This window comes from Micromonospora sp. NPDC093243 (assembly GCF_044753725.1).
Taxonomy (GTDB): domain Bacteria; phylum Actinomycetota; class Actinomycetes; order Mycobacteriales; family Micromonosporaceae; genus Micromonospora.
The window spans coordinates 193,403-206,102 of sequence record NZ_JBIVNT010000005.1 but is presented as its reverse complement, the minus strand read 5'-3'; the positions used below and the strand labels follow the sequence as shown (position 1 = coordinate 206,102).

General features: G+C 73.2%; 11 protein-coding genes. 7 read left to right on the top strand and 4 right to left on the bottom strand.

What is annotated here, in order from left to right:
- Positions 1-107: 107 nt before the first annotated feature.
- The 3 genes from ACIP9D_RS18565 to ACIP9D_RS18555 all read left to right on the top strand — a co-directional run bounded on the left by ACIP9D_RS18565 (position 108) and on the right by ACIP9D_RS18555 (position 2,265).
- Positions 108-848 (top strand): ABC transporter ATP-binding protein, encoded by a 741-nt coding sequence (locus ACIP9D_RS18565; protein WP_350872496.1) that lies wholly within the window; start codon positions 108-110, stop codon positions 846-848.
- Positions 845-1,600, top strand: a complete 756-nt coding sequence (locus ACIP9D_RS18560; protein ID WP_350872494.1) for an ABC transporter permease — start codon at positions 845-847, stop codon at positions 1,598-1,600. The genes ACIP9D_RS18565 and ACIP9D_RS18560 overlap by 4 nt, the downstream gene beginning before the upstream one ends.
- Before the next feature lie 68 nt (positions 1,601-1,668).
- Positions 1,669-2,265: a TetR family transcriptional regulator gene (locus ACIP9D_RS18555; RefSeq protein ID WP_350872948.1), complete on the top strand. Its 597-nt coding sequence runs from the start codon at positions 1,669-1,671 to the stop codon at positions 2,263-2,265.
- A 27-nt stretch (positions 2,266-2,292) separates the two neighbouring features.
- Here ACIP9D_RS18555 and ACIP9D_RS18550 read toward each other — a convergent pair whose 3' ends face one another.
- Positions 2,293-3,033, bottom strand: coding sequence for a DUF2470 domain-containing protein (locus ACIP9D_RS18550; protein ID WP_350872492.1), 741 nt, complete (start codon positions 3,031-3,033; stop codon positions 2,293-2,295).
- Positions 3,034-3,101: 68 nt separating this feature from the next.
- On the opposite strand from ACIP9D_RS18550, the gene rpsD reads away from it, so the two are divergent.
- The gene (rpsD, locus tag ACIP9D_RS18545; protein ID WP_350872490.1) at positions 3,102-3,713 is read left to right on the top strand and encodes a 30S ribosomal protein S4; all 612 of its coding nucleotides are present in this window, start codon (positions 3,102-3,104) and stop codon (positions 3,711-3,713) included.
- A gap of 7 nt (positions 3,714-3,720) precedes the next feature.
- Here the strand turns inward: rpsD and ACIP9D_RS18540 are convergent, their stop codons facing one another.
- Complete coding sequence (locus ACIP9D_RS18540) at positions 3,721-5,499, bottom strand: ABC transporter ATP-binding protein (protein WP_350872488.1); 1,779 nt, start codon at positions 5,497-5,499, stop codon at positions 3,721-3,723.
- Positions 5,500-5,605: 106 nt separating this feature from the next.
- Entirely contained in the window at positions 5,606-7,483 is a 1,878-nt protein-coding gene (locus tag ACIP9D_RS18535) for an ABC transporter ATP-binding protein (protein ID WP_350872486.1), read from the bottom strand.
- Positions 7,484-7,644: 161 nt separating this feature from the next.
- Between ACIP9D_RS18535 and ACIP9D_RS18530 the strand changes: the two genes are divergently transcribed.
- From ACIP9D_RS18530 to ACIP9D_RS18520, 3 genes are all read left to right on the top strand, one after another.
- Positions 7,645-8,274 (top strand): TIGR03085 family metal-binding protein, encoded by a 630-nt coding sequence (locus ACIP9D_RS18530; protein WP_350872484.1) that lies wholly within the window; start codon positions 7,645-7,647, stop codon positions 8,272-8,274.
- A gap of 126 nt (positions 8,275-8,400) precedes the next feature.
- Positions 8,401-9,345: a terpene synthase gene (locus ACIP9D_RS18525; RefSeq protein ID WP_350872482.1), complete on the top strand. Its 945-nt coding sequence runs from the start codon at positions 8,401-8,403 to the stop codon at positions 9,343-9,345.
- A gap of 136 nt (positions 9,346-9,481) precedes the next feature.
- Positions 9,482-11,308 (top strand): long-chain fatty acid--CoA ligase, encoded by a 1,827-nt coding sequence (locus ACIP9D_RS18520; RefSeq protein ID WP_350872480.1) that lies wholly within the window; start codon positions 9,482-9,484, stop codon positions 11,306-11,308.
- Between the two features lie 75 nt (positions 11,309-11,383).
- On the opposite strand, the gene ACIP9D_RS18515 is transcribed toward ACIP9D_RS18520, so the two are convergent.
- A complete protein-coding gene (locus ACIP9D_RS18515; protein WP_350872478.1) occupies positions 11,384-12,667 on the bottom strand; it encodes a low temperature requirement protein A in 1,284 nt (427 codons plus the stop codon).
- Positions 12,668-12,700 lie beyond the last annotated feature (33 nt).

The window sequence follows — 12,700 nt, the reverse complement described above, 5'->3', positions numbered from 1 at the left end:
CCGTCCAGGCTTCCAGTTCGAGTGCACACGAAGTCAACCGTTGCGGGCCGGGCGGTATCTCATCTAGCGTTGAGTTCAACACATGATGAGTTTTCGGGAGGTGGACGATGGACGATGCGATCGCCGTCCGTGACCTGGTCGTCGACCGGGGTCGACGGCGGGTGCTGCACGGCATCAGCTGCGCGGTCCCGCGCGGCGCGGTCACCGGGCTGCTGGGGCCGAGCGGCAGCGGCAAGACCACCCTCATGCGCGCGGTGGTCGGGGTGCAGGTGGTCCACGGCGGCAGCGTCACCGTGCTGGGCCAGCCCGCCGGGTCCGCCGCGCTGCGCCACCGGGTGGGCTACCTCACCCAGGCGCCCAGCGTCTACGCCGACCTGACGGTGCGGGAGAACGCCCGCTACTTCGCCGCGCTCTACGGGCGCGGCCACGCCGAGGCCGAGCAGGCGATCCGCGACGTGGGGCTCGCCTCGGCCGCCGGCCAGCTGGTCGGCAACCTCTCCGGCGGCCAGCACAGCCGCGCCTCACTGGCCTGCGCGCTGGTCGGCCAGCCCGAGCTGGTCATCCTGGACGAGCCCACGGTCGGGCAGGACCCGGTGCTGCGGGCCGACCTCTGGGCCCGGTTCCACGCCATGGCCGCAGCCGGCACCACCCTGCTCGTCTCCAGCCACGTGATGGACGAGGCGGCGCGCTGCGACCGGCTGCTGCTGATCCGCGAGGGGCGGCTGATCGCCGACGACAGCCCCGCCGCGGTGCGCGCCGCCGCCGGCGTCGACGACCTCGACGAGGCGTTCCTGCGACTGATCCGGGCCAGCGAGGCGGCCCCGGCCGGCACCGGGGAGGCGGCGTGAACGCCCGGATCCTGGCCGCCACGACCGGCCGCGTCCTGCGCCAGCTGCGCCACGACCGGCGCACCGTCGCGCTCCTGGTCGCCGTCCCGGCCGCGCTGCTCACCCTGGTCTACTTCATGTACGCCGACCAGCCCACCCCGCCCGGACAGCCGTCGACGTTCGACCGGGTGGCGCTGGTCATGCTCGGCATCTTCCCCTTCGTGATCATGTTCCTGGTGACCAGCATCGCCATGCTCCGGGAGCGCACCACCGGCACGCTGGAACGGCTGCTCACCACCCCACTGGGCAAGCTGGACCTGCTCTTCGGCTACGGCATCGCGTTCGGTCTCGCCGCCACCGTGCAGGCCGCGGTCGCCGCCGGGGTGGCCTACTGGGTCTTCGACCTGGACACCGCGGGCAGCAGCGGGCTGGTGATCCTGATCGCGGTGGTCGACGCGGTGCTCGGCGTCGCGCTCGGGCTGCTCTGCAGCGCCTTCGCCCGCACCGAGTTCCAGGCCGTACAGTTCATGCCGGTCGTGGTCGTCCCCCAGCTGCTGCTCTGCGGGCTCTTCGTGGCCCGGGATCAGATGGCCGGCTGGCTCCAGGCGGTCAGCGACGCGCTGCCGCTGTCGTACGCCGTCGAGGCGTTGCAGGAGGTCGGCGCGCACGCCGACCCGACCGGTCGGATGTGGCGGGACCTGACGGTGGTGGCCGGGGCGGTACTGCTCGCCCTGGTGCTGGCCGCGACCACCCTGCGCCGGCGCAGCGGCTGACCCGGCGCCCGGCGGGGACCGGGCAACCGCGCCCGGGGGGGCGGCGGATGGACGAGCGAAGGGCGGCGATGACGCGACGGACCGGCCGGCGACCCGGCAAGCCGGACACCCGCGAGGCGATCCTCGACGCGGCACGCGCCGCCTTCGCCGAGCGGGGCTTCGACGCGGCGTCGATCCGGTCGATCGCCGCCGCCGCCGGCGTGGACCCGGCCCTGGTGCACCACTACTTCGGCAACAAGGACCAGCTCTTCCTGGCGGCGATGCAGGCGCCGGTCAATCCCCGGGAGCTGCTGCCGAAGGTGCTCGCGGGCGGTCCGGACGGCATCGGCGAGCGCCTCGTGCGGATGTTCCTCGGGGTCTGGGACTCCCCCGCCAGCACCGCCGGGGTGGCGCTGCTGCGCTCGGCGGTGAGCAACGAGTGGACGGCTCGGCTGCTGCGGGAGTTCATCGTCACCCAGGTGCTGCGCCGGGTGCTGGAGCATCTCGACATCGACCCGGCCGAGCTGCCGCTGCGCGGCTCGCTGGTGGCCAGCCAGCTGATCGGGCTGGCCATGATGCGGCACGTGATCCGGCTGGAGCCGGTCGCCTCCGCCGCCCCGGAGACGCTGGTGGCCACCGTCGGGCCGACCGTGCAGCGCTACCTCACCGGTGACCTGACCGGCTGACCGCGGGCCGCCGAGCGCCGGCGCCGGTCAGCCGGCGGCGGCGCGGGGGCAGACCATCGGGTGCAGCAGCCGGACCAGCTCGGCGTGGTCGGCCACCGGGTGCGGGAAGGCGAGCCGGACCCGGCGCCGGGCGCCGGGCCGCCCCAGGGCGACGACCAGCCCGTACCGGTCGATCCGCACCACCCGGGGCGGGCCGTCGCCGTCGTCGGTCAGCCCGAGCTGCCGGCGCAGGTAGCCCACCACCTCCGCACCGTGGTGGTCGGCGAGGTCGGCCAGCAGCTCCGCCTCCACCGGGTGCAGCGGATCCGGCTCCGCCGCGGCGTACGCCTCGGGGTCGATCCGGCGCACGCCGCCGGCGCGCTCCCAGCGGGCCTCGACCACCTCGAAGCGGAACAGCCGGAACCGGACGCCCAGGTCGAGCAGGTCACCGGTCGGCTCGGCGGCGGCGAAGTCGACGGCCGCCGCCCGCGCCTCGTCGCCGCCCAGCTCCGTCGCCCAGCCGGAGACCCAGGCCCGGCCCAGCGTCGGCGCGCCGGCCGCGGGCGGCAGGTCGAGCACGTCGAGGACGAGCGCCACGTCGTCCTCGCCGTCCGCCGGACGCAGCGCGGCGGCCAGGTCGCTGACCACCGGCACCAGCAGCAGCACCTGCCCGTCCGGATCGGTGACGTGCCGCACGTGGTGCGGACCGGGCCGGTGCGCGAGGTGGACGAGACCGGGAAGCCGGCCCGCGACGAGAGTGCGGACGATCTCCGCAGGGCTGGGCCGCATGGCGCTCTCCTTCGTAGGTTAGCCTTACCTAACTAGCACCCTAGAGCACTCGATCGGAGAGGTCCACCGTGAACCAGTCCCGGCCCAAGGTCCGGCTCTCCCGCGCCCTCGGCATCCCCCTGACCACCAAGTGCGTCAAGTACTTCGAGCGCCGCCCCTTCCCCCCGGGCATGCACGGCCGGCAGCGCCGCAAGACCTCCGACTACCAGGTGCGGCTGCTGGAGAAGCAGCGCCTGCGCCACCAGTACAACGTCAGCGAGACCCAGCTGCGCCGCACCTTCGACGAGGCGGTCCGGGGCGCCGGCAAGACCGGCGAGAGCCTGGTCGCGCTCCTGGAGCGACGACTCGACGCGGTGGTCCACCGGGCCGGACTGGCCCGCAGCATCTACCAGGCGCGGCAGCTGGTCGCCCACGGGCACATCACCGTCGACGGGCGCAAGGTCGACCGGCCGTCGTACCGGCTGCGCCCCGGCCAGGTCGTCGGCGTCCGGGAGCGCAGCCGGGAACGACTGCCGTTCCAGCTCGCCGCCACCGGCGCCAACCGCGGCGACGGGCCGGGCCAGCCGTACCTGTCGGTGGACCTGGCCACGCTGCGGGCGACCCTGGTACGCGAGCCGGAACGGCACGAGGTGCCGGTGATCTGCGACGAGCAGTTGGTGGTGGAGTTCTACTCCCGCTGACCCGCGCTCAGCGGGTCTGCTCCAGCCACGATGCGTAGAGCAGGCCGTAGGTGGACTCGGGGTCGCGGACCAGCTCGTCGTGCGGCCCGCGCTGGACGATCCGACCCCGGTCCACCACGATCACCTCGTCGGCGGCCTGCGCGGTGGAGAGCCGGTGCGCGATGGCGAGCGTGGTCCGGCCCCGGGTCACCGCGTCGAGGGTGCGTTGCAGCCGCACCTCGGTGGCCGGGTCGACCGCGCTCGTCGCCTCGTCCAGCACCAGCAGGTCGGGGTCGGCCACGTACGCCCGGGCCAGCGCGACCAGCTGCCGCTCCCCCACGCTCAACGCCTCGCCGCGCTCCCCCACCGGAGTGTCCAGCCCGGCGGGCAGCCCGTACAGCCAGTCGGCCAGCCCCAGCTCGCCGAAGGCCGTGCCGAGCTGCTCGTCGGTCAGCTCCGGCCGGGCGAACCGGACGTTCTCCCCCACCGTGGCGTCGAAGAGGAAGCCGTCCTGCGGCACCATCACCACCCGCGAACGCAGCGAGTCGAACCGGACGTCGTCCAGCGGCACCCCGGAGAGCAGCACCGCCCCGGCGGTCGGGTCCATCAGCCGGGTGAGCAGCTTGGCGAAGGTGGTCTTGCCGCTGCCCGTCTCGCCGACCACCGCCACCCGGCTCTTCGCCGGGATCTCCACGTCGATCTCGTGCAGCACCGGCGGACCGCCCGGATAGGCGAAGCCCACTCCGGAGAAGCGGATGTCCAGCGGACCGGCCGGCAGATCCCGCCCCTGCTCGCCGGGGTCGGCAACGTCCGGCGCCACGTCCAGCACATCCAACACCCGGCGCCAGCCGGCGATCGCGTTCTGCGCCTCGTTGAGCACCTCGGTGGCGATCTGCACCGGCTGGATGAAGAGGGTGACCAGGAACAGGAACGCGGTCAGCTGACCGATGGAGAGGGTGCCGTCCACCCCGAGGGTGACCCCGAGCACCACCACGCCGGCCAGCGCCAGGCCGGCCGCCAGCTCGCCCACCGAGCTGCCCACGATGCTGATCCGGATGGCCCGCTGCTGCGCCTGACGCTGCCCGTCGATCGCCTCGTCCAGCCGCCGGGCGGTGCGCCCGGCGATGCCGTACGCCCGGATCACCGGCGCGCCGACCACGCTCTCACCGATCGCGCCGAGCAGGGTGCCGGTGCGCTGGCGGACCGTCCCGTACGCCGCGCCGAGCCGGCGCTGGAGCTGCCGGATCACGAACACCGCCGGCAGGAAGGCGGCGAACACCACAAGCGTCAGCTGCAACGAGTACACCAGCATCACGATCGTGGTGACCACCAGCTGACCGAGGTTGACCAGCAGGATCACCCCACCCCACTGGAGGAACTGGGTGATCTGGTCGACGTCGCTGGTCACCCGGGAGACCAGCGAGCCGCGCCGCTCCGACTGCTGGTGCAGCATCGACAGGTCGTGCACGTGCCGGAACGCCCTCGTCCGTACGTTGGCCAGCGCGGTCTCGCTCACCGTGAACAACCGGCGCATCATCAGGTAGCCGCAGAGCGTGGTCACCGCCAGGATGACCGCGGTCACCGCCGTCACGATCCACACCACGTCGAGGTCCAGCCCGCCGACGATGCCGCGGTCGATGCCCTGCTGCACGGCGACCGGCACGGCGACCCGGCCGACCATGTAGACCAGGGCCAAGCCGATGGTGCCGATCAGCCCGGTACGCAGCTCCGGGGAGAGCGCCAGGCCCCGGCGCAGCGTCCGCCAGGTCGACTCGCCCGCCTCCGGCCGCTCCTTGACCTCACTCACCGGTCCACCCCTCCGTTCGCGACTGCGGGGCTCGCAAGCTCACTCCTCGCGCTCACAGTGCCGCCTTCGTTCGCGACTGCGGGGCTCGCAAGCTCACTCCTCGCGCTCACCGGTCCACCTCGATCTCCAGGCCCGACGACAGCGGGTCGGCCCCCTCGTCGTACGGCTGTTCCTGGGCGCGCTCCACCTCGGCCTGCTCGTAGGCGGTGACCAGGTCGGTGTAGCCGGGCACCGTGGCGAGCAGCTCGGCGTGCGCGCCCCGGGCCACCACCCGGCCCTGCTCGATGTAGATCACCTCGTCGGCCAGCGCGATGGTGGCCCGCCGGTACGCGACCACCAGGATCGACGCGACGGCGGCTCCGGGCCGGTCGGTCGAGCGCAGCCCGGCCAGGATGGCCGCCTCCACTCTCGGGTCGACCGCGCTTGTCGCGTCGTCGAGGACCAGCAGCCGTGGCCGGCCGGCCAGCGCCCGGGCCAGGGTCAGCCGCTGCCGCTGCCCGCCGGAGAGCGAGGTGCCCCGCTCCCCGACCATGGTGTCCAGCCCGTCGGGCAGCCCGGCGACGAAGCCGTCCGCCTCGGCCAGCCGCAGCGCCGCCCAGACGTCGTCGTCGCCGATCCCCGGCCGGTCCAGGGCGATGTTGGCGCGCACCGTGTCGTCGAAGACGAATGGCACCTGGGCCACCAGCGCGGCGGTACCGGCCAGCGACCCGGCGGTGAGCTGGCGGACGTCCACCCCGTCCAGGGTGACCGTGCCGGAGCGCGGGTCGACCAGCCGCACGGCCAGCGACGCGATGGTCGACTTGCCGGCGCCGGTGGGCCCGACCAGTGCGACCGTACGACCGGCCGGCACGGTGAAGGTGACCTCGCCGAGCACCTCGGTGCCCGGCAGGTGCGCCTCGGCCGGCTCGTAGCCGAAGCTGACGTCGGCGAACTGGAGGGTGGCCGGCGTCGGATCGGCCGGCAACTCGCGGTCGCCGTACGGCATCTCGCCGGTGGCGTCGAGCACCCGGCTGACCCGGTCCCAACCGGCGACGCTGCGCGGCAGCTCGGCCAGGACCCAGCCGATCGCCCGCACCGGGAAGGCCAGCACGGTGAAGAGGAACGCCACGCTGACCAGCTCGGTGACGTCGATCGCGCCCTGCCGCAGCCGGAACGCGCCGACCACCAGCACGGCGAGGGTGCCCAGGCTCGGCAGGGCCTCCAGCATCGGGTCGAAGACGCCGCGCAGCCGCCCGACCGCGATCAGCGCGTCGCGCAGCTCGCCGGCCCGACCGGCGAACCGGGCGGTCTCCTGCGCCTCCCGGCCCATCGTCTTGACCACCAGCGCGCCGTCGAAGCTCTCGTGGGCGATTCCGCTGACCTCGGCCCGCAGCCGCTGGGCCCGGGCCTGCCGGGGCGCCATCCGGCGGGAGTAGACCACGTTCAGCGCGAACAGCGCCGGAAAGACCGCCAGCCCGACCAGGGCCAGCGCCCAGTCGGTGACGAAGAGCGACACGACCGCGCCGACCAGCATCACCAGGGTGCCGACCGCGAACGGCAGCGGGGCGATCGGGTACCAGGCCGCCTCGACGTCGGAGTTGGCGTTGGAGAGCAGGGTGCCGGTGGCGTTGCGGTGGTGCCAGGAGAGCGGCAGATCGAGGTAGCGGCGGGTGACCCGGCGCCGGTAGGCGGCCTGCAGGCGGTACTGCATGTAGCCCGCACCGAGCCGGCGGCCGAAGATCCCGACCACCCGCAGCACGCTGATCCCGAAGAGCGCCGTGGCGGCCAGGACGAGCGCGCCGACGCCGATCGACCCGCGGGCGATCGCGGGGACCACCACGTCGCCGACCACCGCGCCGACGACGTAGGCGCTGGCGATCACCATGAGCCCGAAGAGCACACTGCCGCTCACCGCGACCGCGAAGATCCGGGGCTGCTCCCGGATCGCCCTTCCGAGGACCACGAAGCCCCGGATGAGCACGTCCCGACTCGTCTTGCTCGCCACGCGTTCCCCCGCCGTAAGCCTTAATTATCTCCTCCATCCTTACCGTTCGGGGCGGGCGATGCCGACCGCCCGGGTATGTCGACTGTCACGTGCCGTCCCCGGCCCGCCGCGGCGGGCCGCGCCGGCGAGCCGGCCGGGACTTGCGGGCCTACCATCGGGCCATGTCGCGGTACGCCCGAACCGAGCGCGAGGCGCTGGCCGATCTCCTGCTGACCGTCGGGCCGGACGCGCCGACCGTGGCCGAGGGATGGTCGACGCGTGATCTCGCCGCACACCTGGTCCTGCGGGAACGCCGCCCGGACGCCGCCGGCGGCATCGTCGTCCCACCGCTGCGCGGCTACGCCGAGCGGGTCCGCCGGCGGATCGCCGCCCGGCCGTTCGACGAGCTGGTGACGCAGGTACGCCGGCCGCCGGTCTGGAGTCCGGTGAGCAACCCGCTCACCGACGAGGCGGCGAACACGATGGAGTTCTTCATCCACCACGAGGACGTGCGCCGGGCCCGGCCCGGGTGGCTGCCCCGGGACCTGCCCGCCGGCCTGCAGTCCGCGCTCTGGCGGCGGGCCGCGCAGCTGGCCCGGCTGACGCTGCGCCGGTTTCCGGCCGACCTCTTCGTGCAGGCGCCCGGATACGGCGAACTCTCCGTCGGCCGGGGCGGCGAACCGCTGCGGGTGGTCGGCGCGCCGGGCGAGTTGGCGTTGTTCCTCTCGGGCAGGCAGCGGGTCGCCCGGGTCCAGTTGGACGGGCCGACGGCGTCGGCGCAGCGACTGCGGGGCGCCAACCTGGGATTTTAACTGAGTGTGCATGAACGGTCACTCAATGTCCGTCCTGCATCTTGCACCCAGCGACCCACACCAATCTCTGCTCCCGTACGCTTTCCGCGCTGCCGCGCGTGGGGCGCGGCACAAACTGGGGGCACCATGCGGATCTTCGCGGTCTCGGCGCTGCGGGAACCCCCCTTCCTCGCGGGGCGCCACCACGGCACCGATCTGGCGGCGGACGAGAGTACCGCGTGGGCGCAGAGCTTCGGGCTGATCAGTTCCGGACATCGGCTTGACCGGTTGCGCCGGGCGGACGCCGCCGGGCTGGCGGGCCGCGCCTGCCCGGACGCACCGATGGACCGACTCCGCCTGCTGACCGACCTGATCTCCTGGCTCTTCGTGGTGGACGACGCCTGCGACGAGGACGGCCTCGGCGCCGCGCCCACCCGCCTGGCGCCGGTGGTGGCCGGGTTGATGGACGTGCTCGACCGGCACGGCGACGCGGGGGCCGCGCCGCCCACCGCCGGCGCGCTCGGCGCCGCGCTGCACGACCTCTGCCGCCGGGTCCGGGCCGCCGGGCATCCGGCGCTGCTGCTGCGGTTCGTCAGCCGGCTGCGCGACTACCTGCTGGCGCTGCTGTGGGAGGCGACGAACCGCGAGCACCGGCGGGCGCCCGGGGTGGCCGAGTACGTCCAGATGCGGCGACACACCGGCGGGGTACACCCCAGCTTCGCGCTGACCGACCTCGCCCTGGACGGATTGCCGGGTGCCGGGCCGCGGGCCGAACCGGCGCTGCTCGCCGTGGACACCCTCGCCGCGGACCTGGTCTGCTGGTGCAACGACGTCTTCTCCTACGCGAAGGAGCGGGCCGCCCCGGACGGGCACAACCTGGTCACGGCGATCGCCCGGGAGACCCGACAGGGCGAGGCCGAGGCCCTGCTGGCGGCAGCGGAGCGGTTCAACGGGGCGCTGGCGGCGTACCTGGCCGGCGAGGCGGCGCTGCTGGCGACCGGGGACGAGGCGATCCGTCCGGTGCTCACCGCGCGCCGCAACTGGATCCGGGCCACCTACGACTGGTCACTGGTCGCCGCCCGATACGCCTGAGGAGACCGTTCCGCCTGCTGGGACGAGCCTGTCGGACGATCACCCGGGCTAGCCGTCGCCGGGTGCCACGCAATACTCTGCGGTAACCACCATGACGTGACGACCGTCACGCCACACCCCCGAAGGCGGCACAGCGATGGCTCTCGATGTACCGTACCGCTCCATCCCCGACATGTTCCTCAAGCGCGTGGCGGAAACCCCCGACCGCCAGGCCTTCGCCCACCCCGCGGCCGACGACTCCGGCCCGGTCTGGCTGACCTGGCAACAGGTGGGGCACCGCGCCAAGGCGGTCGCCGCCGGGCTGCACGGGCTCGGCCTCGGCCTTGAGGAACCGGTGGCGATCCTGGCGCCCACCCGGCTGGAGTGGGTGATCGCCGACCTCGGCATCATGTGTGCCGGGGGCGCGACCACGACCGTCTACCCGACCACCGAGCCGGAGGACGCGACCTACATCATCGCCGACTCGGGGTCGCGGGTGCTCTTCGCGGACAACCCCGACCAGGCCGCCAAGATCGCCGGCGCCGAGTTGCCCGCGCTGACCCACGTGGTGCTCTTCGACGGCGTCGCCGACCCGAACGCCGCCATCCCCCAGCTCACCCTGGCCGATCTGGAGCGCCGCGGCGAGCAGGCGTTGACCGCCGAGCCCGATCTGATCGACATGATCGTCGCGGGCATCGGTCCGGACCACCTCGCCACCCTGATCTACACCTCGGGCACCACCGGCCGCCCCAAGGGCGTCGAGCTGCTGCACGGCGGGTGGGTCTGGGAGGGCGTCGCGCAGGCCGAGCTCGGCCTGCTGCGCCCCGACGACCTGCAGTACCTCTGGCTGCCGCTGTCCCACTCGTTCGGCAAGACGCTGCTCTGCGGTGCGACCCACGTCGGCCTGCCCACCTATGTCGACGGCCGGGTGGAGAAGCTGGTCGACCTGCTCGGGGTGATCCGGCCGACGCTGATGTGCGGCGCGCCCCGCGTCTTCGAGAAGGTCTACAACAAGTCGGTGACCACCGCGCAGGACGCCGGCGGCGCGAAGGCGAAGATCTTCGCCTGGGCGGTGCGCGTCGGCAAGGAGAAGGTCGCCCTGGAACAGGCCGGCAAGCCGGTCCCGGCCGGGCTGAAGCTGCGCTTCGGACTGGCCGAGAAGCTGGTCTTCAGCAAGATCCAGGCCCGGCTCGGCGGCCGGATGCGCGTGCTGGTCTCCGGCGCGGCACCGCTCAGCCCGGAGATCGCCACCTTCTTCGCCGCCGCCAACCTGCCGATCTCCGAGGGCTACGGCCTGACCGAGACCAGCGCCGGCAACTTCGTCAACCCGCCGGACGGGCTGCGGATCGGCACGGTCGGCCGGGCGATGGGCGACCTGGAGTGCCGGATCGACACCGACGGCGAGATTCTGCTGCGCGGCCGACCGGTGATGCGCGGCTACCACAACCTGCCCGCGGAGACCGCCGCCGCGTTCACCGAGGACGGCTTCTTCCGCACCGGCGACATCGGCAGTCTGGACGACGAGGGCTACCTGCGGATCACCGACCGGAAGAAGGACCTGGTCAAGACGTCCGGCGGCAAGTACATCGCGCCCTCGCACATCGAGGGGATGTTCAAGGCGATCTGCCCGTACACCTCGCAGGCGATCGTGATCGGCCAGGCCCGCAACTACTGCACCATGCTGGTCACGCTGGATCCGGACGCGATCAAGGGTTGGGCCGCCGGCACCCCGCTGGAGGGGCGCGACTACGCCACGGTGGTGGCCTCTCCCGAGGCGCAGGCCATGGTCGAGGAGTACGTCGCCCAGCTCAACGCCAAGCTCAACCGCTGGGAGACCATCAAGAAGGTCACCATCCTGCCGCGCGACCTCACCATCGAGGACGGTGAGATCACCCCGTCCCTGAAGATCAAACGGCGCGGCGTGGAGAGCAACTTCTCGACCGAGATCGACAAGATGTACCAGGGCACGCTCGCCGAGCTCTGAGCGCGCCGAGCCGGTGGCCCGCCCCCTCCGGGCGGGCCACCCCCCGGTGCGGCGTCAGCGCAGCTCCGGCGCGGGTCAACTGCCGGGTGCGGGGCCGGCCCCGTGCTCGTCGAGGAAGCTGGCCCGCAGCGCGCGGCGCGCCTCGCCGAAGAGCCGCACCTCGACCGCGACCATCCCGACGCAGACCGCGGCGAGCAGCGCGAGCGCGCCCAGCGCCGGCAGCCGGTCGGCTACCGGCACCAGGACCACCAGCACCGCCACCGTCACCAGCCGGGGCCGGTTGACCGAGCCCAGGTTGCGCAGCCGGAAACCGAGGTGGCCGAGCAGGTAGAGGATCACGCCGCCGTAGAGGGCCAGCAGGCCGAGGCCGTGCAGCGGGTCGGTCAGCCTGTGTTCGGTGCCGTCGCCGACGTACGCCAGGACCTTCTTGAAGCCCAGGGCCAGCAGGATGATGCCGGCCGCCATCGGCAGGTGCAGATAGGTGTACGAGTCGCGGCCGATGGCGGCGCGGGCAGCGCCCTCGGCCCGGTGCAGCACCCGCTCGGCCGCGATCGCCACCACGTCGAAGTAGGCCCACCAGAGCGCGGCGGTGATCGCGATGGCCAGCCCGGACGCGACGATGATCGGCCAGGAGATGGGCAGCGCGGTGACCCCGACGCCGATGGCCACCAGCGACTCGCCGAGCGCGATGATGATGATCAGCCCGTGCCGTTCGGTCCAGTGTGCGGCGGAGAAGATCCGCCAACCCCGGGCGCCGATCGCCATGATGCCGACGTAGTCCACCGCGAGGGCGATCACCCAGAGCGCAGTCCGGATGGTGTTGACCTGCTCGGGTGAGTCGGCGATCCGTTGCGGCAGCAGCGCGGCCGAGAAGAGCAGCACCGCCCCGCCGAGCATCGGCAGGGCGGCGCGGAGCAGTTGGCGGCGCAGACCGCGGTCGCCCCGGGCGGCGGACCAGTAGATCACCAGGTGCAGGACCCGGACGGTCAGATAGCAGGCGGCGAAGACAACCGGCCCGGAGAGCCCACCGGGCAGGTCGTCGAACGCCTCCGGAATGGTCACCGCGACCACGAACATGGTGGCCATCACGGCGAAGAGCACCAGCCGCACCGGCCCCTCGTCGGCGCGCACCGTGTTGCCCAGCCAGGCGTAGCAGCACCAGCACCACCAGAGCAGCGCGAGCACCAGCAGGCCGCGCAGCAGGCCCCGCCCGGTGAGGTCGTCGGCCATCAGCGCGGTCACCTGGGTGAGCGCGTAGACGAAGACCAGGTCGAAGAAGAGCTCCAGCGGGGTGACCGTGGAGCCCTCGGTCATCACCCGCATCCGCGACGCCCGTCGCGTCGTGCCGCTGTCCGCCACGGCGGTCAGTCTGACAGCCGGTTGACCCGGCCG

Coding starts and splice junctions, on each gene's coding strand:
- ACIP9D_RS18565 (WP_350872496.1), top strand. CDS start 108: ATGGACGATGCGATCGCCGTCCGTGACCTGGTCGTCGACCGGGGTCGA.
- ACIP9D_RS18555 (WP_350872948.1), top strand. CDS start 1,669: ATGACGCGACGGACCGGCCGGCGACCCGGCAAGCCGGACACCCGCGAG.
- ACIP9D_RS18520 (WP_350872480.1), top strand. CDS start 9,482: ATGGCTCTCGATGTACCGTACCGCTCCATCCCCGACATGTTCCTCAAG.
- ACIP9D_RS18530 (WP_350872484.1), top strand. CDS start 7,645: ATGTCGCGGTACGCCCGAACCGAGCGCGAGGCGCTGGCCGATCTCCTG.
- ACIP9D_RS18550 (WP_350872492.1), bottom strand. CDS start 3,033: ATGCGGCCCAGCCCTGCGGAGATCGTCCGCACTCTCGTCGCGGGCCGG.
- ACIP9D_RS18525 (WP_350872482.1), top strand. CDS start 8,401: ATGCGGATCTTCGCGGTCTCGGCGCTGCGGGAACCCCCCTTCCTCGCG.